Origin of the sequence: Brenneria goodwinii (assembly GCF_002291445.1) — a bacterium.
GTDB classification, from domain to species: domain Bacteria; phylum Pseudomonadota; class Gammaproteobacteria; order Enterobacterales; family Enterobacteriaceae; genus Brenneria; species Brenneria goodwinii.
Genome location: NZ_CP014137.1, coordinates 3206075 through 3226874, shown reverse-complemented (window position 1 = coordinate 3226874; position 20800 = coordinate 3206075). Strand labels below are relative to the sequence as shown.

The following is a 20800-nucleotide window of genomic DNA, read 5'->3' as shown; positions in this document are numbered from 1 at the left end:
GATCGAGATAAAAAGTGAATGTGCTATGCAAAAGAAAACAGTAGGCGAACGTATTATCCATGCGCTGGGTTTTGAACTTATCGCGCTGTTAATTTGTGCGCCGGCGGGAGCCTGGATACTGGATAAACCCCTATTTGATATGGGGGCGCTGGCGATCATGTTATCCAGCATAGCGATGATCTGGAACATTATTTATAACGCGGTATTTGACCGGCTCTGGCCCGCCGAGCGGTTTAAACGGCGTTTGCCGGTGCGCATAAGCCACGCATTGGGATTTGAAGGCGGATTCATGTTAATCGGCCTGCCGCTGGCGGCGTGGATGCTGAATATGACGCTGTGGCAGGCGTTGACGGTTGAGATCGGCTTTTTCCTGTTTTTCCTGCCTTATACCGTGGCATACAACTGGCTCTACGATAGCCTGCGGGGGCGTGTTCTTCACCGGCGGGATAAGGATACGCGAGGCATGTCTGCGAATTCCCGTCCGCGCTGATAGGCCTTTAGGGGTAAGCGTCAGCAGGGTTGCCGCAGCGTCCCTTTGAATTTCTGGTATGCGGGTAATGACGGCGCCCGCCACAAATACCAGGAGGCGATGGTGCGGTAAGGCTGGCAGGCGCGGCTCAGTTCGCGCAGCGTATGGCGGGTCGGCGTCGCCTGTAGATCGTAAACATAGCGTAGCCCCTGCTTAATACCGAAATCGTCCAGCGGCATAATGTCCGTTCGCTCAAGCGAGTAAATCAGAAATATTTCCACCGTCCAGCGCCCAATGCCTTTTAACGAGCTGAGTTGTTCGATCAACGTTTCATCGTCCATGGTCGCCGCTTGTTCGAGGGAGGGAACCAGCCCGCTGAGCGCGCCTTGCGCAATGGCGAGCAGCGTTTCGGCTTTGCGTGCGGAGAAGCCGCACTGCCTCAGCGTCTCGCTGGAGCAGGCCGCGATTTGTTCTGCGCTGGGAAAGGTTTTTCCCGTCTCGTCATGAAGCCGCTGCAGTTTAGCCACCATCGCATCGCCCGCGCGAGCGGTAAGCTGCTGGTGAGACACGGCGCGGATTAAGGCTTCGTAGGGTTCCCTGTGCGGCGCCGTTTGATGACGGCAGTCGCCAATATGCGCTATCAGATGAGCCCAACGATCGTTAAGCGCGCAGAGATGTTCTTTGGCTTGGCGGTTAAAATCCAGTTGGCTATCGAATGTCATAAAGGTTTTTCCATGGGCCGGGGTGATAACATGATGCGTCGGGAGTCTGAGTATAAATTGATCCGCTGTGTCTCGTGCAGTGACCACGGAATTAAAAAGCAAGAGTTGGGCGTGTTCGGGGGACGTAGGCATCTTATGGTTTGGGTAAGAATGACGCAATCTATCATGTGGGAGAAGAGCATGAAACCTGTCGATAACACCCATCAGAATGACGACCCGCGCTGGCTGGCGGTGCGCACGCGTGATAAAGCGGCGGACGGCAGTTTTATTTATGCGGTAAAAACGACGGGAATATATTGCTCGCCTTCCTGCGCATCACGCCAGCCAAAACGCGAAAATGTGCTGTTCTTTGCCTCGGCGGAAGAGGCGCAGGCCGCCGGATTTCGGCCTTGCAAGCGTTGCCGCCAGGGGCGGATATCGCGCGAAGAACAGCATGCCAGGCAAATTGCTCAGGCCTGCCGGATTATCGAACAGGCGGAAAAAGCGCCTGAATTGAAGGCATTGGCGAAAGGCGTGGGATTAAGCCCCTTCCACTTCCACCGTTTATTTAAAGCCATCACCGGCGTTACGCCCAAACAGTATGCCAAAGCCCATCGCCAGCAGCAGCTTCGTAAGCAACTGCTGAAAAACAGCCCGGTTACCGACGTGATACTGGATGCCGGTTACAGCGCCAACGGGCGCTTTTATGCGCAATCCAATGCGCAATTGGGGATGACGCCGAAAACGTTTCAACATAAAGGGAAAGGGATGACGATCTATTTTGCCGTCGGCGTCTGTTCGTTGGGGGATATTCTGGTGGCGGAAAGCGAGCGGGGGATCTGCGCTATTCTATTGGGTGACGACCCTGGGCAACTGGTGAAAGAGTTGCAGGATATGTTCGCCAATGCCCAACTGGTGGGCGGCGATACCGGCTTTGAACAACGGATGGCGCAGGTGGTGGGGTTTGTCGATGCGCCGGAAATCGGGCTGGCGCTGCCGCTGGATATCCGCGGCACGCTTTTTCAGCAGCGGGTATGGCAGGCGTTGCGGGATATCCCAACCGGAGAGACGGCCAGCTATAGCGACATTGCCGCCAGAATTGGTTCTCCTGCCGCGGTTCGTGCGGTGGCGGGCGCCTGCGCGGCCAATCGGCTGGCGGTGGCCATCCCCTGCCATCGGGTGGTGCGTCAGGATGGAACGTTGTCGGGTTATCGCTGGGGCGTGGAACGCAAGAGAACGCTATTGGCAAAAGAAGCGGGGGGATCGCAACACCATGAATCTTGATCTGTTTGAGCAGGACGAACCGCAACGCCGCACGGAACAACTGGCTCCAGGCGCGGTCATTCTGCGCGGGTTTGCTTATGATCGGGCGCCGGCATTGATGTCGGCGATTAATGCGGTCGCCGCGCGGGCGCCGTTTCGCCACATGGTAACGCCGGGCGGCTATACCATGTCGGTAGCCATGAGCAACTGTGGCCCGCTGGGTTGGGTAACGGATGAAACGGGCTATCGTTATTCTCCGTTTGATCCGCTCAGCGGACAGCGCTGGCCGGCGATGCCGGCGCTCTTTGAGAAACTGGCGAAAGATGCCGCCCGCGAGGCCGGTTTTGCCGATTTCACCCCGGATGCCTGCCTGATTAACCGTTACGATGTCGGCGCCCGCTTATCTTTGCATCAGGATAAAGATGAACATGATCTTCGGCAGCCGATCGTCTCTTTTTCTCTGGGCTTAAACGCGGTGTTCCTCTTTGGCGGTATGACGCGCAGCGAGCGGGCGCAGCGTTTGCCGCTGGCGCACGGCGATGTGGTCGTTTGGGGCGGCGCATCCCGGTTGCGTTATCATGGCGTGTTGCCGTTGAAGCCGGGGTCGGTGCCGGCGTATCTGCCGGAAATGTACCGCTTTAACCTGACGTTCCGTAAAGCGGGAACCTGAATTAACGCCCGTGAATGAAATGGTGGCCGTCCTCTTCATTTAAATGCTTGAACACCAGGCAGCAAATCGGTAATCCAATACCCAGCAACAGAAACAGCAGGCTGAAGCTGTTTAGCTTAAAGACGACTTCATAGTGTGACAGGAATCGCAGCACCGGAAAGGTCAGCGCCATGCTAACCATAACGGAGATTAACTGCGTTATGGTCAGCACATTATTGCCGCTATTGTACGTGGAATTGCTCAGGTTGCTGAACGCCAGCGTACTTTCCGCCGAGTGCAGCGTTGAGATCAATATTCCGAGGATGGCGGCGATAATACCGATCTGCATCATGGATTTTTCCTGCACGGCGAAACTCATGGCAAGAATAAACAGCGACGTAAATCCGGTCGTAACCATTAATAGCTTACGGTAGCCCGCGCGCTTAATCATCGGTTCAAAAATCACTTTCGACAGCAGCGCGCCGGTGGAGAAAAGCAGCAGGATAATACTGGTTTCAACGGGTTTGCAGTCCAACGTCGTTTGCAACATTAATGACAGCACGACGGGCGTGGACGACAGCAGCACCCGAGTTAGAATGCCGCCGAGAATACCGATGGAGAAGGTCTTTATTTCAAACAGTTCGGCGGGGAATAGCGCCTCTCTTCGGGTGATATCCCGTTTGAAGTACAGAAACGCCAAACCTGTCCCGGATAAACAAAGCAGTAAAGCGACCGGCGTGGAAATGATGTTTTTGGGCATTGCGGTGAGCGTGAAGGCGGTCATAAACAGCATTAATACCATCAAGACCAGCCCGTAAGGGTCGGCCCGCCGCTCGATGCTAAGGGTTTCGTTGGGAATATGTTTCGCCGCCAGCAGCAGACAGACCAGCGACAGCGGAATATTGGCGATAAAGATAATCCGCCATGAAAACAGGTTGACCAGAACGCTGCCCAGCAGCGGGCCGACCATCGTTCCCAGTAAACCGAGCAGGGTAATCCGGTTGAGGAATATCAACTTCATGGCCTGCGGCGTGGTGCGTAATATCACGGTTCTGATGATAGGCAACATCAGCGCGCCGCCAATCCCCTGAATAAAACGGAAAGCGCTCAGACTGATAACCGAGTTCGCCGTGATGCATAACAGCGAACCCAGCATAAATATGCCGATTGCCAGCAGATAGGTTTTCTTTTCGCCGAAACGTTCGGCCAGCCAGCCATTGACGGGAGTAAACGCCACCACGGTGATGACATAGGAAATGACGATCATTTCCATATGCAACACCGGTTGATGCAGCGAATCGGCAATGGCTGGAATGGCGATATACAACATGGTGGTATCCAGGGATTGCATGAAAAATGTGATTGATGCAATCCAGAATAAGACCCATGAGGTATTCATCGGGTTAGGCCACCGTCATTTGCCCGGCATAAAGCACAAACAGCCGTAATAGGAACACCCCGAACAGGCTTAATACTGCCATGAAGGCGAGGTTGCCCCGGCTGGGTTGATGATGTTTATCGCGGATAAAACTGGCGATTAACGGTACGGTGATGCCAATGCCGATAATACCGATCCAGAATACGCCGCCCCAGAAGCCGCTGAGCGCGGTATGCGCCGCCACCGTTTTTTGTCCGCCGCCGAGCAGAAGGCCGACAAAGAAGGCGAACAGCAGGAACAGTTCGGCGTAGACGACCGGGTTCTCTATTTTATGAATAAAGTGGATAGTCGCGCTATTGCCGGAACGATTACGGCTCATGGCATTGGCCAGCATCGCGACCGCAATCCCGGAAGTGGTGCCGGACGCCAGGAACAACACCGGCAATACGGGGTTGTTCAATAGCGGGAACGATTTCAGCGCAGACAGCAGGAAACCGGTGTAGCAGCCAAGCAGAATGGCTAATACCAGCAACACTTTTTCAATCACGCCGGCTTGATTGGCGATGACGGCGGTGATCTTTTGCGCCAGCGCGGTCAGCCGCGGACGATGGATTCTGGTTTCTATCAGGTGGAGTAATCCTTCACGGTAGAGATTGATGATCCATAAGGCGATCACCACGAAATAGACCTGAAATAACATCACCCCAAGCGACATGATGGATGTGGGGCTATAGAACACCATCAGATACCAGAATGTCATCGGCCGGGTCAGGTGGAAAATAAGGATCACCAGCCCGACGATAACCGCCAGCGGCGCGATGATGGCGGTCGATTTAATAATATTATTGCCGCCGTGATACTCGGCCGGCACATAGTATTTAATCAAGATTGACAGCGACACCATGCCCGCGGAAATCCCCACCAGCAACAGATAAATGGCGATGGGCCAGTCCCATACAAGGGAGTCAAAGTGGAAGGCATCAAGCATTGTCTATTTCTCCCCGTCTGCCAGGCACGCGATAAACCTGCGGTTCGGTGCCAAGATAAACTTTCGACCGATAGGTCGTATTGCCTTGAATCATTTTTGAAATCTCGCTTTCGGGATCGTTCAGATCGCCGAAGACCAGCGCCTTGGTCGGGCATATTTCAACACAGGCGGGCTGTTTGCCTGCCGCCAGATTGGTTTCCCGGCAAAAGTTGCATTTATCCGCCGTTTTGCTGACCGGATTAATGAAACGGACATGGTACGGGCAGGCGGCGATGCAGTAGCGGCAACCGACACAGCGTTTATCGTTGACGTCGACAATGCCGGTTAACGCATCCTTAAATGACGCGCCGGTCGGACATACCGAAACACAAGGCGGATTCTCGCAGTGCTGGCAGGATTTGCGGAAATATTGCTTGAAAGCCCGCGTTTTCCCTTCGGCGGGAATATCGACCGTTTTCAGTATTTCCAGCCGAGTCACGCCATCAGGAACATTGTTTGTGGTTTTGCAGGCGCCGATACAGGCGTTGCAGCCAATGCAGCGTTGCTCATTGTGCAACAGACCGTATTTGACGCCCTTGGGTTTGGTGGTTTTCGAGGGTTCTTCTTCAGTCTGCGCAAGCGCGAGGCTGGAATTCCCGGTAACAACAATAGCGCTTCCCAGGTAAGCGATAAAACGACGACGAGAGAATTCTTCCATAACATAACCTTCACATTGAAACTACAGCCACGCTGAAAAGTGGTACCGATATCAGCAGATCATCGTGATAGGGGTTTTGTTGAATGCAGCCATCCTGACGATCAACGAAACAATCCGTTGCGCGATGCAACAAAAAACCTAAGCGGGAAAATGGTACCAATCTGGCATCAGAGGTAATTTTTATGATTTAAAACATTCCGGATCAGACGGCTAACTTACCCATAATCCATATTCTTTTTATTCGTTTTTATTTGACCATAGCGACGAAATGATGGTTGTGCTCTCAGTCACATTTATTTCTTTGTATATCCATATGAAACCAATCTTAACCTATCATAACTGTCTGTTATTTAGATAAGTCCCTCAATTATTCAATTCGATAGGCGATAAATAATCTGCGGCATAACGAATTGCCGCTTTGCAAATAATTTACATTTTCATCGGCGCTTTTATTTGCATATTGTTAATTCGGTTGTAATAGAAATAGTAGATTTGTGATCGACAATTGTTTTTTTTCAAAAACTATTCTCCGGCGGTAATAATGCAATGAACTTAATGTTTTTTGGCTACGTATGCGATTCCATCATTATCATTTGATAATGAGAAATAATGGCACGATGCCAATTGTTCATCATGAAACTCTCCCTTAATCACATTTTTATGCGGACTTGAAGACGGTTTCGTGCGCCAGGAGGCCGCTATTTTCATGCTACCTCGTAGCAGGCGCCCGACACGGGACGGCTCAATCGCCGCCGCCCCGTGACCCCAGGCTTGCGGCTAAATTATGCCGCTGCGCGGTGCCTTCGTCGGTATCAGGCTTTTAACGGACCGCTTGCGACACGTTCCCGACGTGGCGCAAGCTTTCGCCGCGTCCTTGCGGCTCATCCTAAGCCTGCTATCTCCTCAGCATAATTTTTTACGCCGGGTAACGGCCAACCCCTAGCCCCTACATTTGTGACTAAGAGACCGCCGTTCCGGCGGGCTTTACCTGAAGATGCCGCTATTAGTTTATCCGCATATCTGCCTGCACTTGTGAAATCGTAAATGCATAAATGTGAGGTGATTCATGTTCTCTCTGTGAATATACTTGTATGGTAGTCAGCATAGAAAGCGTAACAGCGATAAGTCGAGAAGGATAAGCAAAGTGAAAATTGTCAGCGCAGAAGTGTTTGTTACCTGTCCGGGGCGTAATTTCGTCACCCTGAAAATCACCACGGACAGCGGAGTGACCGGAATTGGTGATGCGACGCTCAACGGCCGTGAACTGTCGGTTGCCTCTTACCTCAAAGATCATCTTTGCCCGCAACTGATTGGCCGCGATGCTCAGCGGATTGAAGATATTTGGCAGTTTTTTTATAAAGGCGCCTATTGGCGTCGCGGCCCGGTGACGATGTCGGCCATTTCAGCCGTGGATATGGCGCTGTGGGATATCAAGGGCAAAGTCGCCAACCTGCCGCTCTATCAATTACTGGGCGGCGCATCGCGCACCGGCGTAATGGTCTATTGCCACACCACCGGCCATACTATCGATGAAGTGCTGGATGATTACGCCAAACATCGCGATATGGGCTTCAAAGCCATTCGCGTGCAGTGCGGCGTACCCGGCATGAAAACCACCTATGGGATGGCGAAAGGCAAAGGACTGGCTTATGAGCCGGCAACCAAGGGCGACTGGCCCGAAGAGCAACTGTGGTCAACGGAAAAGTATCTCGACTTCACGCCGAAATTGTTCGAAGCCGTACGCGAAAAGTTCGGTTTCTCGGAACATCTGCTGCACGACATGCATCACCGGTTGACGCCGATAGAGGCCGCCCGTTTTGGCAAGAGTATTGAGGATTACCGTTTGTTCTGGATGGAAGATCCCACGCCGGCCGAGAATCAGGAATGTTTCCGCTTAATCCGCCAACACACCGTAACGCCGATTGCCGTCGGCGAGGTATTCAACAGCATCTGGGATTGCAAGCAGCTAATCGAAGAGCAGTTGATCGACTATATCCGTACCACCATCACTCATACCGGCGGCATCACCGGGATGCGGCGAATTGCCGATTTTGCATCGTTATACCAGGTTCGCACCGGTTCTCACGGTCCTTCCGATTTGTCGCCCATCTGTATGGCGGCGGCGCTGCACTTCGATCTCTGGGTGCCTAACTTCGGCGTACAGGAATATATGGGCTATTCCGAACAAATGCTGGAAGTGTTCCCGCATAACTGGGTGTTTGACGACGGCTATATGCATCCCGGCGATAAGCCCGGACTGGGCATTGAGTTTGATGAAAAGCTGGCGGCCAAATATCCCTATGAACCCGCCTATTTGCCGGTGGCGCGTCTGGAAGACGGCACGCTGTGGAATTGGTGACAGAGGTAAAAATATGAAAAGCATTGTGATAAAACAGCCGAATGATTTAGTGATTGAGGATCGAGATATTCCTCAGCCAGCCAGCGGCGAAGTCAGAGTCAAGGTGAAATTAGCCGGAATTTGCGGGTCGGATAGCCATATTTATCGGGGGCATAATCCTTTTGCCAGATACCCTCGCGTCATTGGTCACGAATTCTTCGGCATTATTGATGCCGTCGGCGAGGGCGTTGATGGTTCACGTATCGGTGAAAGGGTGTCGGTTGATCCGGTTGTCAGTTGCGGGCACTGCTATCCCTGTTCTATTGGCAGACCGAACGTATGTAGCTCTCTGGTCGTATTAGGCGTGCATCGTGATGGCGGATTTAGCGATTATGCCGCGGTGCCGGCTAAAAACGCCTATCTGATTCCGGATGAGATCCCTGATGAATTTGCGGTGATGGTGGAGCCTTTTACTATCTCAGCAAATGTGACGGCCCAAATCAAACCAACTGAACAAGATGTTGCCCTGATTTATGGCGCCGGACCGATGGGATTGACATCCGTTCAGGTGCTGAAAGGGGTATATCAGGTTAAAGAGGTGATTGTCGTTGACCGCATTCCCGAACGTTTAACGATGGCGCAGCATTGTGGCGCAACCAAGGTGATTAATAACGCGTCTCTGTCATTGAAGGATGAATTAGACAAGCTGAATATTAAGCCCACGCTGATTATTGACGCAGCCTGTCATCCGGCAATCTTACAAGAAGCGATCACCATCGCCTCGCCAGCGGCCCGCATCGCGATTATGGGGTTTTCCAACGAGCCTTGCCATATAAGCCAACAGGGTATTACCAGTAAAGAACTTTCTATTTTCTCTTCAAGGCTCAATGCAAATAAATTTCCGATGGTTATTGAATGGCTGCAACAGAAAAAGATCGATCCGGCAAAATTAATCACTCATCAATTTGATTATGAGCAGGTCGTTAGCGCAATTGAGGTATTCGAAAAGGATCAAAAAAGCTGTTGTAAGGTGTTACTGGAATTTGATGAGTGAATTTTTTAATAAATAGCGGTTTATCATGTTGATGCGATTTATTTAAAGGGGGATGCCGACTAATTTAAACAACACCGGGTGTTTTTATAACAACTATCTTCTTCTGTATTTATCCAGGTCTTATTTTTAAGACCTGGATAAAGGTATAGCACACTTATAAACCGTTATCTGGTACGGTGCTATACGCTAACTACAAATCGTAGAGAGTATAAATATGAACAATAAACAAGTAGAGTCCAGGCCGAATAAACCTGAGCGGAGCACCACTGATTTAGTAAAAGCGGCTGTATCCGGATGGTTAGGAACCGCTTTGGAATTTATGGACTTTCAGTTGTACTCGCTAGGAGCAGCATTAGTTTTTCATGAAATATTTTTCCCGGAACAATCCGCGGCCATGGCCTTGATTCTGGCAATGGGAACCTATGGCGCGGGATATATCGCGCGTATTGTCGGCGCATTTATTTTCGGCAGAATGGGGGACAAAGTAGGAAGGAAGAAAGTCCTCTTTATTACTATTACGATGATGGGGATTTGTACGACGCTAATCGGCGTTTTACCCACTTATGCCCAGATTGGCATTTTTGCCCCCATCTTGTTGGTGACGTTACGCATCGTTCAGGGATTGGGCGCAGGGGCTGAAATATCCGGCGCGGGCACCATGCTGGCGGAATATTCGCCGAAAGGAAAACGCGGGATTATTTCCTCTCTGGTTGCCATGGGCACCAATTGCGGAACGCTTAGTGCGACGGCGATCTGGGCGATTATGTTTTTCCTGCTCGACAAAGAACAATTACTCGCATGGGGCTGGCGCGTGCCTTTCCTGTGTAGCGTGGTCGTCATGTTCTTTGCCATATGGTTAAGGATGAACCTTAAAGAAAGCCCTGTCTTTGAAGAAGTTAATGAAACCGGTGATGACGCGTCGTCGACTCAAGCGCCTGTTATTGCCAGTAAATCAATATTAAGCATGTTCAAGGGTAAGTCTTTCTGGCTGGCTACCGGGCTACGGTTTGGTCAAGCCGGCAATTCAGGTCTTATTCAAACATTCCTGGCCGGTTATTTAGTCCAGACGTTATTGTTTGAAAAAGCGATTCCGACGGATGCGCTAATGATCAGTTCCGTCATCGGTTTTATTACCATACCGTTACTGGGGTGGCTCTCTGATAAGGTTGGGCGGCGGATTCCTTATATTATTATCAACATTTCCGCGATAATTCTGGCTTACCCAATGCTGTCGATCATTGTGGATAAAAATGTCGCGGTCAGCACGATAATCCTCTGCATTATTGTTATTCACAACGTTGCCGTATTAGGTTTGTTTGCGCTCGAAAATATTACCATGGCGGAAATTTTCGGCGCACGGGATCGTTTCACGCAAATGGCCATCGCCAAAGAAGCCGGCGGCTTGGTTGCCGTCGGATTCGGTCCGGTATTGGCCGGTATCTTCTGTAATATGACAGGATCCTGGTGGCCAATCGCGGTTATGTTAATCGTCTATTCACTGGTCGGTTTATTCGCAGCCATTTGCATGCCGGAAGTAAAAGATCGCGATTTGGGCGATCTGGAGGATGCCGCATAATAAATATTCAGAGAGAGAGAGAACGGACAGCTATCTCTCTGAATTTATTTGATAGAGGGTCACTACCTCAATATCTTTAAAATCAAGGTCGGAAAAATGAACATTACTGAATTTAGCCTGCTGAAACCACAGGTTATCATTCCAAAATATAACCGCGGCCCAAAATATAACCGCGGCGCTTTGAAAACACGTATCGCCCATATTGGTTTCGGCGCGTTTCACCGGGCGCATCAGGCGGTTTGCGCCGATAAGCTGGCGTCGGAATATAATAGCGACTGGGGCTATTGCGAGATCAATCTGGTCGGCGGCGAGCAGCAAATCAACGATATTCGCCAGCAAGATCTTCTCTGGTCGGTATCGGAAATGGCCGATAGCGGATGGCAGAGCCGGATTGTGGGAGTGGCGACATCCGCGCTGCATGCTGAAGTCGACGGCATTGATGCGGTGCTGGAAGCCTTGAGCGCGCCAGATATTGCCATCGTGTCAATTACCGTGACTGAAAAGGGCTATTGCCATCATCCTGCAAGCGGGCAGTTAAATACCGAACATCCGCTGATTAGCCATGACTTATCGTCTCCTGACCAGCCGCGTTCCCTGCCCGGCGTGATTCTGGCTGCCATTAAACGCAGGCGGGAACATCAGTTGCGTCCGTTCAGCGTGATGTCCTGCGACAACATGCCGGAAAATGGTCACGTTACCCGCAACGTGATTGTGCAATTGGCTGAGCAGCAGGATATCGAGTTAGCGCGCTGGATTGAACAGAACATCACTTTCCCGTCGACGATGGTTGATCGGATCGTTCCGGCTATCACGCCAGAGACGCTGGAGACTATTCATAATCAACTGGGTGTCGTCGACCCGGCCGGCGTTGCCTGTGAACCGTTTTTTCAATGGGTTATTGAAGATAACTTTGTGAATGGCCGTCCTGAGTGGGAAAAAGCCGGGGCCGAACTGGTACAGGATGTGCTGCCGTTTGAAGAGATGAAGCTGAGAATGCTCAATGGCAGCCACTCATTTCTGGCCTATCTGGGTTATCTGTCCGGCTATCAATACATCAGTGAGTGTATGCAGGATGATGACCTGGTGGCGGCGGCGCATCGCTTAATGCTACAGGAGCAGGCGCCTACGCTGCGTGTTCAGGGCGTTGATCTTGCCGCTTATGCGGATGCCTTACTGGCGCGTTACCGTAATCGGGCCTTAAAACACCGTACCTGGCAGATAGCGATGGACGGTTCGCAGAAATTGCCGCAGCGTATGCTGGATTCCATTCGCTGGCATCTGGCTCATGACAGCCGCTTTGACATGCTGGCGTTAGGCGTGGCGGGTTGGATGCGCTATGTCGGCGGGGTTGATGAACAAGGGCAACCGATTGAAATCAGCGATCCGTTGCAGGCGTTGATAGCCGAAACGGTGCAACGAAGCAATGAAGGGGAAGACCGCGTGACGGCATTGCTCTCTTTGTCTGCGATTTTTGGTCAGGATCTGCCTAATAATCAGACTTTTATTCAAACCGTTACGCCGTTTTATCTGGCCTTGGTGGAAAAGGGAACTCGCGCGACGTTAAATGCGATACCTCGCTAATCCACACCGCAATTCTGGAAAAGCACGAGTTATTAACTGACCGTGCTTTTTATCCTGTTTCTATCCTATTTTTATCCGTCGGATGTATCTGGACATCCGTATTTTTGCAACAATTACACCTAGGGCGATAAGCGTGAAACATGTATCATAATCGGCAAATATCTCGGGTAGAAAACGGCTGAATGGATAACTCTTTTCAAATCAACAACAATGAGCCTGTAAATCAGCAAATTTATCGCGTACTGCGTAAAGACATCGTGGAATGCAATATTCCTCCGGGTAAGCTGCTGTCTGAAAAAGAAATATCAACGCGTTTCGAGGTGTCCCGCCAGCCGGTCAGGGAGGCGTTTATCAAGCTGGCTGAGTCCGGACTGGTGCAGATATTGCCGCAGCGCGGCACCTTTGTGATGAAAATTTCCGAACAGCGGGTGGCGGATGCGCGCTTCATCCGTCAGGCGCTGGAGTGTGCGATTGTGCGCCGCGCCGCCAAGCAGGTCACCGATGAGCAACTGCTGTCGCTGGAACATAATCTGCGCCGTCAGGAGCTGGCCGCACAGAATGAACAGATACGCGAGTTTCTGAGTCTTGATGACAGTTTTCATCAGTTTTTGACCCAGATTGCAAAGTGTTCGCTGGCCTGGGAAACCATCGAGTCAATTAAGGCGACAATGGACAGGGTGCGTTTCCTCAGCCTGGGTCAGGTTTCCCCGCCACAGAATCTGATTCAGCAGCATTATCTTATTTTTGACGGATTGAAAAACCGCGATCCCGATGCGGCTGAAAAAGCCATGCGCGAGCATCTGCAGGAGATGATTTACTCGATTACGCCGATTGCGGAACAGAACAGCGATTGGTTTGAACGCACCTGAATGAAGAGATTGGCTGGGGCGGCATAAGAAAGGCCAGGTCAGAAACACAATATCGGGCGACAAGACGACGCCCGAATATACAAAAACACTGCATCATAAAACCGCGCGTTACAAAACCACGCATCCTAAGAATCAGGCTCGGCTAAGACACATCAGTTCTTGCGGGGCGAAATACCCTTTAACCCCTTTCAACTCGACACATTTTGAACGGCGGACTTCTTCACGTTTCAGATTTTCTGTATGAATAGCCGCAATGGTTCCCACCAGTCGAGAATCGCTTTGCATCACGCGGTAACCGGCATCGAGTGGATTCCTGTATCTGTCATACGCCTTGTACACCTTAACCTCCTTCGTTTGACGATAGAAAAATCGCATTGATCCTACTGCTGCCGTAAGGTCATCACCAGCGGATTGAGGTTTTTATACAACATTTGTATATAAACCATCAGGTTATTAGTGAGGGGCATAAAAATCGCTGCTTGTGGCAGCACCTGTTGTCATTCTGTTACGGCAAAGGACGATCCAGTTTAATCAGCCACAGTTCATTGTCAGACGCCGGCTTTTGCAACGGAACGATCTCCAGCGTGGCGTCGGTGGCTTTGCCATCCCTAGTGAGTTTGCCGTCCTTGCTGACCTGATAATCGTCGGCTTTGTCTTTTGCTTTCAGCGGAGATTTCAGCACGGCGTGCAGGCCGAAATCGTTATCGTTGATGATGGCCAGCGTTTGTCCATCGACAATAGCCAAACCTTCAACCTTTTCCTGCCGCCAACCCAGTTTGCGCAGATCGACCAGTTCCTGTTTTTGCGCCAGGCGAATGCCGCGTTTTTCCAACCGTTCGCGATCGTCGAATTCCGGCGATTTGCCGTCCGCGTCAAACGGCGTCAGATCGGTGGCGTGGCTTAAATCCACCAGATAAATGCGGTTTTGTATTTGCTGGTCTTTATCTTCGCCCTGTTCGACCAACAGGATGCGTTGATTATCTAGCGCGACAATATCGCCGATTTTGGCATCTTTGGCTTTCTTATAACTGTCGAAATTGATGGGGTAGCCCACCATGCGGCTGGCGCCGGTTTCCGGGTTGAACATCACCAGACGGGTGAAGCGTGCTTTGTTCTTACTTTTTTCATTAATATCCAGCGTGCTTTGCAGCGCCATAACCAGAGTGCCGTTCGGTAGCCGGGTCAATCCCTCAAAGCCACGGTTGGGCTGACGCCATTTGATGATATTGGGCAGACCGGTGGCGACGGACTGTTCGCCGCCAGCCGGCGTCGGGCCGAATTTTTTCAGAATTTTCCCTTGCGCATCAATATGGATCAGGAACGGACCGTATTCATCGCACAGCCAGAAACCGCCTTTGCCATCCGGCGTGATCCCTTCGGTATCCAGACCGCGTTTACTGGTGTTAAGGGGAAGCAGCGCGTCATTTAACGCCACTTCGTTGGTTGTACCGATTAAATCGCCCGGTAACGGCAGACCATTCACCGGCCCATGTTCGTCATGCAACGGGCGCGGATTGATAGCCTGCGCTTGCGTGGCGCTGACTTTGATATCCATCACCAACGGGGTGAAATCCGGGTTGGCGAAGATCTTGGCTTCTTTATTTCCCACCAGCGGCGCATCGGTGTTGGGGCCGCGATCGGTCAGCGTGGTAAACAGCAGGTCGTCGCCCTGTTTACCCGCAAAATGGAGACCGGAACCAATCCCTATCGGTAAACCGTTGGGAAAATTACCGGCAAATTTCCCCTGATAAACGACACGCTCTCCAGAGGGAAAAGTAACGACATAGCGGGTGACTTTTTCACCATCGGCCAGGGCGTTTAACGGAACCAGTCCGGCTAGCAATAGCGGTAATACATTATGTTTCATCTTATTCACTCTTGTGTGTACCCGTCGTCCAGCATCTATTGGGCGCGGGCGCTTTTGATTATGAAAATCACTGGAGCTTAAATAACGGGTGTGTCATTTACGTGACGATCGCTAGGCCGCCACAGTACGGGGATTCAGCCCGATCTTTATGAAATTCCAGCGTTTTTGATAATGCCGCCGCCTGTTTCAAGGGCGGGAGGCGAGGGGCGGACAGGATGAGGGGGCAGCTCATCAGCGCGTTTCCCCAATAAATGCGCAAACGTTTTAAGCGCCGGTGATGGTTGGCCGGGGCGCGACGCGAAGAGATGAGTCATACCGGGCTTAAGCGAGCGGTATGACGGGTCTGTTCAAGGTTTTTTGGCGATCTGACGGAAATTTAATGCGATTTGTATGGCGTTGCACAACACCAGAAACGCGGTTGTCAGAAAGACCCAGCGGAAGCCCGCCATGGCTGAAACGCTTGAGCCGATTAACGGACCGGCGACGTTGCCCAAATACATGAATGACTGATTATAGCCAAAGATGCGGCCGGTTACCTGTTGGCTGCTGTATTTTACCAGCAGCGACTGTACCGCGGGCATCAGCGCGCCATCGGCAAATCCCAGCATAAAGCGCAGTATGCCAAGCTGGGTTGGCGTTTGGATTACCGACATCAAACAGAATAACACCACGCTGAACGCCAGGGCGGCGATCAGTATGCGGTGCGCGCCGATGCGATCGCCCAGTCGGCCGAGGCGAGGGGCGGCCAACAGGGCCGATACGCCGGGAACGGAGGCGATAACGCCGCTGATAAAGGCGATATTATTACTGTCGGGTGCAAGGTCGCGGATGAACAGCGTCAGAATCGGGTTGATGGAGCCGTTTGCCAGTTGGATCATCATGGTGGTGATAAACAGCCCCACGATCAACATCGGGTAGGGCAGGGTGGTAAACACCGCTTTACCGCTCAGGCGATCCGCTTTACTGACTTTGACGACGCTTTCTTTTATCGCAAAAAGCGTAATCAAAAAGCTGGTGAACAACATGCCGGCCGTCACGAAAAAGACGATGCGCAGGCCGATATAGTCGGCCATAAATCCGCCCAACAGCGGGCCGAGAATCACCCCGGAAATCTGTCCGGTAGACAAGGTTCCCAGCGCCCAGCCGCTCTTTTCGCGCGGTACCTGCGAGGCGATCAGCGCCATGGCGTTAGGGATAAAACCTGACGTCAGCCCCATCATGGAACGTAGAAAAAATAGCTGCCATACGTTGGTGGCAAAGCCTTGCAGCGCCATGACGATGGACATGCCAAGCGCCGCGCGCAGCAGCATCAGTTTGCGCCCTTTTCGGTCGGCCAGACTTCCCCATAACGGTGCGACAATCGCAGAAACCAGAAATGAGGAACTGAAGATAACGCCAGACCAGAGACTTAATGACTCATGTGAATGTACGCCAAGTTGCTCGATGTACAGCGGCAGAAAGGGCAATATCTGACTCATGGCCAAGCCGGTAAAAAAACATCCCAGCCAGGCCGAGAATAGATTAAGTTTCCAGGTTTCCATGGTGTGCGGGGCGAGCCTTTGTAAGCGGGTTGCCAATGGTGAAATTAAGCGTCAGAAAGTAATTTGATGAAATTCATCGCGTATGAATATCAACAAACACCGTAAGATTACGGGTAATTCATCTCGTGCTACGAGCATAACATAGTGTGCTAATTTGTTGTTCAACACTCCGGTAACTATTCGCAACAAAAACATTCAACAATCAATGGCGTGAGGATACCGGTTTGCCGCTATTGGCATGTGGGATGGCGCCTTGTCGTAAAATCTGTATTTTTTGTGATGCGCGTCACAAAAAACTTGCGTGCGATGATGGCAAATCGTACAATTATTCACCTTGGAGTAACAATCTTACAACGTAATGAGTCAAGGTGAACAGAATGCGTAATCTATTGAAGAAAATCTTTAATGCCTACGTCAATGCATATAAAGATGTCCCGCCGGGAGCAATCCACTAATTTTTTGATTCTGACCCCGCCCCGATCTTCCCCTTCACAGGGGTTGTCTCTTATACACAAATATAGGGACTTGAGGGGGGCCATTATCGGCGATTGTCAGGCCGCCCGGCCGCCCAGGTACAGTTCGCGCATGCGCGGATCGTCCAGCAGCTCGCCGGCGTTGCCGGTAAGCGCCACCTTGCCCAGCGCTAGCACGTAAGCGCGGTCTGAAATGTGCAGCGCTTCCATGGCGTTCTGTTCCACCATCAGGATCGCCACCTTCTCCTGTCGCCGGATATCCTGGATCGCCGCGAACACGTCTGAGAGCATTTTCGGCGACAGCCCGGCGGAAGGCTCGTCCAGCAGCAGCGTCGACGGTTTCGGCATCAGGGCGCGGGTCAGCGCCAGTATCTGCCGTTCCCCGCCGGAGAGCGCCGAGGCCATGGCGCGCCACTTTTTGCGCAATAGCGGGTAACGCTCACACAGCTCTTCCATGCGCTGGCGGCGTTGACCGTCCGGCAAAAATTGCCCGCCGATCTGCAGATTTTCCTTGATGGTCAAGTTGTTAAAGACGTTATCGGTTTGCGGCACAAACCCCAGCGAGCACTCACGCACCTTCCGGTGAATGGGGATCTGGCCGACGTCCCGATCGTCCAGCACGATCTGTCCGCTGCGCGGGCGCAGATAACCGGCGATGCATTTAAGCAGGGTGGATTTGCCGCAGCCGTTCGGACCCAGCAACGTGACGATTTCCGCATTATCAACCCGCAGGGAAATCCCTTGCAGGATATCGATGCCGGGCGTGTAGCCGGCGAACACCTCATGCAGTCTGATCATACGGCCTCCTGTAATGAAAGCGGCGTGCTGCGGCCAAGATAGGCATCCAGCACCTGTTGGTTATCGGCCAGCTCATTGGGGCGGCAGTCGGCGACAATCTTGCCCCGGTCCAATACGATGCAGCGTTGGCAGAGTTCGCGAATGAAATGCATATCGTGCTCGATAATCATCAGCGATAGCCCGTCCCGTTGCAGCCGCAGCAGCGTTTCCACAATGTCGCGCCGCAGATTGGGATGCACGCCCGCCATCGGCTCATCCAGCATCAGGATCTGCGGTTCGCCCATCAGCGCGCAGGCGATGCCCAACAGTTTCTTTTGTCCGCCCGACAGCGCGGCGGCGGGCAGATCGCGAACCTTGGTCAGCAACAGTTCGTCAAGCAGCGCCCGGGCTTTCTGTTTGTCTTCCCGTTCGGCCCGCCGGGCGGCGGGCAGAGACAGCAGACTGCTCCAGAAGCCATGGTGCCGGGTTCCGGCGGCCATCACCACTTCCATGACGGTCATTTTTTCCGGCATCGCCGGAAGTTGAAAGGTTCTGGCTACGCCGGCGTTGATAATGCGGTAGGTGGGAAGCCGGTCGATGCGCCGTCCATCCACCCGGATGGCGCCGCCGTCGATGGGGGTAAAACCGGAGATCGCGTTGAGCAACGTGCTTTTACCCGATCCGTTGGGCCCCAGCAAACCGAGGATCTCCCCCCGCTGCAGAGTGAAGGTCACGCCTTCCAGTACCCGGTTGCCGCCGAAAGCCTTGCTGACGGCGTCGGCCTGCATCAGTGGTGTCATGACGGTATTCTCCTTAGTCGTTCAGGCAACAGACCGCCGGCGCGGCCCAGCAGGCAGGCCAGCAGAATGACGCCCACGGCGCCCAGACGCAGCGCGCCGGTAATATCGGAACTGATATTGAAAATGTCTTTGGCGAAGGGAATAAAGGTGTAGAGGCACTCCACCAGCAGCACGCCCAGCAATACGCCGGCCACGTTGCCGATGCCGCCGATCATCACCATACTCCAGATCAGAAAGGTTTCCGAAGACAGCAGGTAGTCGGGGCTAACGTAGCTGGTGTAATACGCCAGCATGATGCCCGCGCCGGTGGCGATCGCGGCGCTGCACATTAATGTGCGGCATTTGAGCCATTGCAGGTGGTAGCCCATGCAGGTGGCCAGTTGGGGCTGTTCCCGCATCAGCCGCAGCGCCCGGCCGAAGCGGCTTTTGCCCAGTTGCAGCGAGGCCAGGGTGATTAAGGCCACGGCCAGTAGGATCACGATGGCGAAAATAACGCCGTCCTGCTGCTGGGAGTCGGTCGTCCAGGCCGGAACAATGTTGCCGAGTCCCTGGGCGCCGCCGGTCAATTGGTCTTCATTGATCGCTATCGTGCGGATGATTTCGGCCACCGCCAGCGTGGCGATCCCCCAATAGTCGGCCGCCAGTTGGCGGCCAAGCGTCGCCATGCCCGCGCCGATCAGCATCGACAGCGCCATACCGATCGCGGAGGCTTCGATAAAAGAGAGCCCTAACTGGGCGCCGATGCCGGCGGAGTAAGCGCCGATACCGACAAAGGCGATATGGCCGAAGTTCAGCAGCCCGGCATAGCCGGCCTGAATATTCAACGCCAGCGCGATCAGGGCATAGATACCGGTGATGCAGATGAGATGGAGCAGAAAATCAGACACGGCGCACCTCCCGGTTAAACAGGCCGTAAGGGCGCAGCAGCAGCGCCAGTAGCAGGATCAGGAACGAGGCGGCGTTAATATAGGTCACCGGAATAAAGACCAGTTCGCTGCCGAACAGCCAGCCGAAATCGAGGTTGGTGACCAGCGTTTCGGTGGCGGCGATCAGTAAAGCCCCCAGCACCGCGCCCATTGGGTTGCCCAATCCGCCCAGAATGGCGGCGGCCAGCACCGGCAGCAGTAAATCGTTCCCCTGATTGAAATAAGCGCTGGCATTCATCGCCAGCATGGAGCCGCCCAATCCGGCCAGCGTACCGGCGATGAAATTGACGATGTGCACCAGCGCATCGGCATTCAGCCCGGAGGCGGCGGCCAAATCGCGATTGCTGGCCAGCGCCCGAATCGAGCGCCCCAGCGAGGAGTAGAACAGCAGGGCGCAAAAACCGATCAGCAGTAGAAACGTCACCGCGACGGACCATAGCTGATTGCGTGAAACGTGGCTGCCGGCCAGCGACAGCATCGGGCTGAGCGGCAGGTTATAGCCCTGCGGCGACGATCCGACGACGCCGAGAATCAGCGCGATCAGGATCATCGACAGCGCCAGCGATCCGATCATGGCGTTCGCCGGGCCGGCCTGGGCCAGCCGGCGGAAAATCCAGTGATGCAATAAGGTCGCCATGATGCCGCATAGCACGCTGGCCGCCAGAATCGCCAACAGAAACGGAAATCCGAGCTGTAGCAGGGCGAATGTCATAAACGACCCCACCATGGCGTACTGCACATGCGCGACGTTGGCGAACCGCACCAGCCCATAAACCAGGCTAAGCCCCACGGCGATCAGCGACAGATCGGCGGTGCGCAGTAACGTATCAAGGATGAACTGAAACATAATGCC

At 52.9% G+C, this 20800-nt stretch carries 20 protein-coding genes; 9 read left to right on the top strand and 11 right to left on the bottom strand.

Features of this window, described 5'->3' with window-relative positions; translation table 11 throughout:
• The first annotated feature begins 25 nt into the window (after window positions 1–25).
• Complete coding sequence (locus tag ACN28R_RS14320) at window positions 26–490, top strand: multidrug/biocide efflux PACE transporter (RefSeq protein ID WP_121514202.1); 465 nt, start codon at window positions 26–28, stop codon at window positions 488–490.
• 20 nt (window positions 491–510) lie between these two features.
• Here the strand turns inward: ACN28R_RS14320 and ACN28R_RS14315 are convergent, their stop codons facing one another.
• Entirely contained in the window at window positions 511–1191 is a 681-nt protein-coding gene (locus tag ACN28R_RS14315; RefSeq protein ID WP_095834757.1) for a DNA-3-methyladenine glycosylase family protein, read from the bottom strand.
• Between the two features lie 180 nt (window positions 1192–1371).
• On the opposite strand from ACN28R_RS14315, the gene ada reads away from it, so the two are divergent.
• Both ada and alkB read left to right on the top strand, forming a co-directional pair.
• Entirely contained in the window at window positions 1372–2454 is a 1083-nt protein-coding gene (ada, locus tag ACN28R_RS14310) for a bifunctional DNA-binding transcriptional regulator/O6-methylguanine-DNA methyltransferase Ada (RefSeq protein ID WP_095834756.1), read from the top strand.
• Window positions 2444–3103, top strand: a complete 660-nt coding sequence (gene alkB / locus ACN28R_RS14305) for a DNA oxidative demethylase AlkB (RefSeq protein ID WP_048636037.1) — start codon at window positions 2444–2446, stop codon at window positions 3101–3103. The genes ada and alkB overlap by 11 nt, the downstream gene beginning before the upstream one ends.
• A 1-nt stretch (window position 3104) precedes the next feature.
• Here the strand turns inward: alkB and ACN28R_RS14300 are convergent, their stop codons facing one another.
• From ACN28R_RS14300 to ACN28R_RS14290, 3 genes are read right to left on the bottom strand one after another with little or no spacing between them, the layout of a single operon-like run.
• Window positions 3105–4481, bottom strand: coding sequence for an MFS transporter (locus ACN28R_RS14300; protein WP_048636036.1), 1377 nt, complete (start codon window positions 4479–4481; stop codon window positions 3105–3107).
• A 4-nt stretch (window positions 4482–4485) separates the two neighbouring features.
• On the bottom strand, window positions 4486–5448 hold the full coding sequence (nrfD, locus tag ACN28R_RS14295; RefSeq protein ID WP_048636035.1) for a cytochrome c nitrite reductase subunit NrfD: 963 nt from the start codon (window positions 5446–5448) through the stop codon (window positions 4486–4488).
• The gene (locus ACN28R_RS14290; RefSeq protein WP_048636034.1) at window positions 5441–6145 is read right to left on the bottom strand and encodes a 4Fe-4S dicluster domain-containing protein; all 705 of its coding nucleotides are present in this window, start codon (window positions 6143–6145) and stop codon (window positions 5441–5443) included. The genes nrfD and ACN28R_RS14290 overlap by 8 nt, the downstream gene beginning before the upstream one ends.
• Window positions 6146–7289: 1144 nt before the next feature.
• On the opposite strand from ACN28R_RS14290, the gene manD reads away from it, so the two are divergent.
• From manD to ACN28R_RS14265, 5 genes are all read left to right on the top strand, one after another.
• Complete coding sequence (gene manD / locus ACN28R_RS14285) at window positions 7290–8504, top strand: D-mannonate dehydratase ManD (RefSeq protein ID WP_048636033.1); 1215 nt, start codon at window positions 7290–7292, stop codon at window positions 8502–8504.
• A gap of 13 nt (window positions 8505–8517) precedes the next feature.
• On the top strand, window positions 8518–9537 hold the full coding sequence (locus ACN28R_RS14280) for a Zn-dependent oxidoreductase (protein WP_095834755.1): 1020 nt from the start codon (window positions 8518–8520) through the stop codon (window positions 9535–9537).
• 214 nt (window positions 9538–9751) lie between these two features.
• Window positions 9752–11113, top strand: a complete 1362-nt coding sequence (locus tag ACN28R_RS14275; RefSeq protein ID WP_048636031.1) for an MFS transporter — start codon at window positions 9752–9754, stop codon at window positions 11111–11113.
• Between the two features lie 96 nt (window positions 11114–11209).
• Entirely contained in the window at window positions 11210–12694 is a 1485-nt protein-coding gene (locus ACN28R_RS14270; protein WP_095834754.1) for a mannitol dehydrogenase family protein, read from the top strand.
• A gap of 182 nt (window positions 12695–12876) precedes the next feature.
• Window positions 12877–13563: a GntR family transcriptional regulator gene (locus ACN28R_RS14265; protein ID WP_048636029.1), complete on the top strand. Its 687-nt coding sequence runs from the start codon at window positions 12877–12879 to the stop codon at window positions 13561–13563.
• A gap of 132 nt (window positions 13564–13695) precedes the next feature.
• Here ACN28R_RS14265 and ydfZ read toward each other — a convergent pair whose 3' ends face one another.
• The 3 genes from ydfZ to ACN28R_RS14250 form a co-directional block, all read right to left on the bottom strand.
• Window positions 13696–13902 carry a putative selenium delivery protein YdfZ gene (gene ydfZ / locus ACN28R_RS14260; RefSeq protein WP_095835809.1) on the bottom strand — a complete coding sequence of 69 codons (207 nt, stop codon included), beginning with the start codon at window positions 13900–13902 and terminating at the stop codon, window positions 13696–13698.
• A gap of 166 nt (window positions 13903–14068) precedes the next feature.
• The gene (locus ACN28R_RS14255; protein ID WP_048636027.1) at window positions 14069–15430 is read right to left on the bottom strand and encodes an esterase-like activity of phytase family protein; all 1362 of its coding nucleotides are present in this window, start codon (window positions 15428–15430) and stop codon (window positions 14069–14071) included.
• 347 nt (window positions 15431–15777) lie between these two features.
• A complete protein-coding gene (locus ACN28R_RS14250) occupies window positions 15778–16971 on the bottom strand; it encodes a multidrug efflux MFS transporter (RefSeq protein ID WP_095834753.1) in 1194 nt (397 codons plus the stop codon).
• A gap of 377 nt (window positions 16972–17348) precedes the next feature.
• Here ACN28R_RS14250 and azuC point away from each other — a divergent pair, with 377 nt between their 5' ends.
• On the top strand, window positions 17349–17426 hold the full coding sequence (gene azuC, locus ACN28R_RS14245) for a stress response protein AzuC (RefSeq protein ID WP_121514203.1): 78 nt from the start codon (window positions 17349–17351) through the stop codon (window positions 17424–17426).
• Between the two features lie 96 nt (window positions 17427–17522).
• Here azuC and ACN28R_RS14240 read toward each other — a convergent pair whose 3' ends face one another.
• The 4 genes from ACN28R_RS14240 to ACN28R_RS14225 are packed head-to-tail and all read right to left on the bottom strand — an operon-like array spanning window position 17523 to window position 20794.
• Entirely contained in the window at window positions 17523–18242 is a 720-nt protein-coding gene (locus ACN28R_RS14240) for an ABC transporter ATP-binding protein (protein ID WP_048636025.1), read from the bottom strand.
• Window positions 18239–19021, bottom strand: a complete 783-nt coding sequence (locus tag ACN28R_RS14235; RefSeq protein ID WP_095834752.1) for an ABC transporter ATP-binding protein — start codon at window positions 19019–19021, stop codon at window positions 18239–18241. Before ACN28R_RS14235 ends, ACN28R_RS14240 begins: the two co-directional genes overlap by 4 nt.
• The gene (locus tag ACN28R_RS14230) at window positions 19018–19908 is read right to left on the bottom strand and encodes a branched-chain amino acid ABC transporter permease (protein ID WP_095834751.1); all 891 of its coding nucleotides are present in this window, start codon (window positions 19906–19908) and stop codon (window positions 19018–19020) included. Before ACN28R_RS14230 ends, ACN28R_RS14235 begins: the two co-directional genes overlap by 4 nt.
• Complete coding sequence (locus ACN28R_RS14225) at window positions 19901–20794, bottom strand: branched-chain amino acid ABC transporter permease (RefSeq protein ID WP_095834750.1); 894 nt, start codon at window positions 20792–20794, stop codon at window positions 19901–19903. The genes ACN28R_RS14230 and ACN28R_RS14225 overlap by 8 nt, the downstream gene beginning before the upstream one ends.
• Window positions 20795–20800: the final 6 nt, after the last annotated feature.

Excerpts from the sequence above, each read along its gene's own strand:
- ACN28R_RS14320 (WP_121514202.1), top strand. The coding sequence starts at position 26 with ATGCAAAAGAAAACAGTAGGCGAACGTATTATCCATGCGCTGGGTTTT.
- ACN28R_RS14315 (WP_095834757.1), bottom strand. The coding sequence starts at position 1,191 with ATGACATTCGATAGCCAACTGGATTTTAACCGCCAAGCCAAAGAACAT.
- ada (WP_095834756.1), top strand. The coding sequence starts at position 1,372 with ATGAAACCTGTCGATAACACCCATCAGAATGACGACCCGCGCTGGCTG.
- alkB (WP_048636037.1), top strand. The coding sequence starts at position 2,444 with ATGAATCTTGATCTGTTTGAGCAGGACGAACCGCAACGCCGCACGGAA.
- ACN28R_RS14300 (WP_048636036.1), bottom strand. The coding sequence starts at position 4,481 with ATGAATACCTCATGGGTCTTATTCTGGATTGCATCAATCACATTTTTC.
- nrfD (WP_048636035.1), bottom strand. The coding sequence starts at position 5,448 with ATGCTTGATGCCTTCCACTTTGACTCCCTTGTATGGGACTGGCCCATC.
- ACN28R_RS14290 (WP_048636034.1), bottom strand. The coding sequence starts at position 6,145 with ATGGAAGAATTCTCTCGTCGTCGTTTTATCGCTTACCTGGGAAGCGCT.
- ACN28R_RS14280 (WP_095834755.1), top strand. The coding sequence starts at position 8,518 with ATGAAAAGCATTGTGATAAAACAGCCGAATGATTTAGTGATTGAGGAT.
- ACN28R_RS14275 (WP_048636031.1), top strand. The coding sequence starts at position 9,752 with ATGAACAATAAACAAGTAGAGTCCAGGCCGAATAAACCTGAGCGGAGC.
- ACN28R_RS14270 (WP_095834754.1), top strand. The coding sequence starts at position 11,210 with ATGAACATTACTGAATTTAGCCTGCTGAAACCACAGGTTATCATTCCA.
- ACN28R_RS14265 (WP_048636029.1), top strand. The coding sequence starts at position 12,877 with ATGGATAACTCTTTTCAAATCAACAACAATGAGCCTGTAAATCAGCAA.
- ACN28R_RS14255 (WP_048636027.1), bottom strand. The coding sequence starts at position 15,430 with ATGAAACATAATGTATTACCGCTATTGCTAGCCGGACTGGTTCCGTTA.
- ACN28R_RS14250 (WP_095834753.1), bottom strand. The coding sequence starts at position 16,971 with ATGGAAACCTGGAAACTTAATCTATTCTCGGCCTGGCTGGGATGTTTT.
- azuC (WP_121514203.1), top strand. The coding sequence starts at position 17,349 with ATGCGTAATCTATTGAAGAAAATCTTTAATGCCTACGTCAATGCATAT.
- ACN28R_RS14240 (WP_048636025.1), bottom strand. The coding sequence starts at position 18,242 with ATGATCAGACTGCATGAGGTGTTCGCCGGCTACACGCCCGGCATCGAT.
- ACN28R_RS14235 (WP_095834752.1), bottom strand. The coding sequence starts at position 19,021 with ATGACACCACTGATGCAGGCCGACGCCGTCAGCAAGGCTTTCGGCGGC.
- ACN28R_RS14225 (WP_095834750.1), bottom strand. The coding sequence starts at position 20,794 with ATGTTTCAGTTCATCCTTGATACGTTACTGCGCACCGCCGATCTGTCG.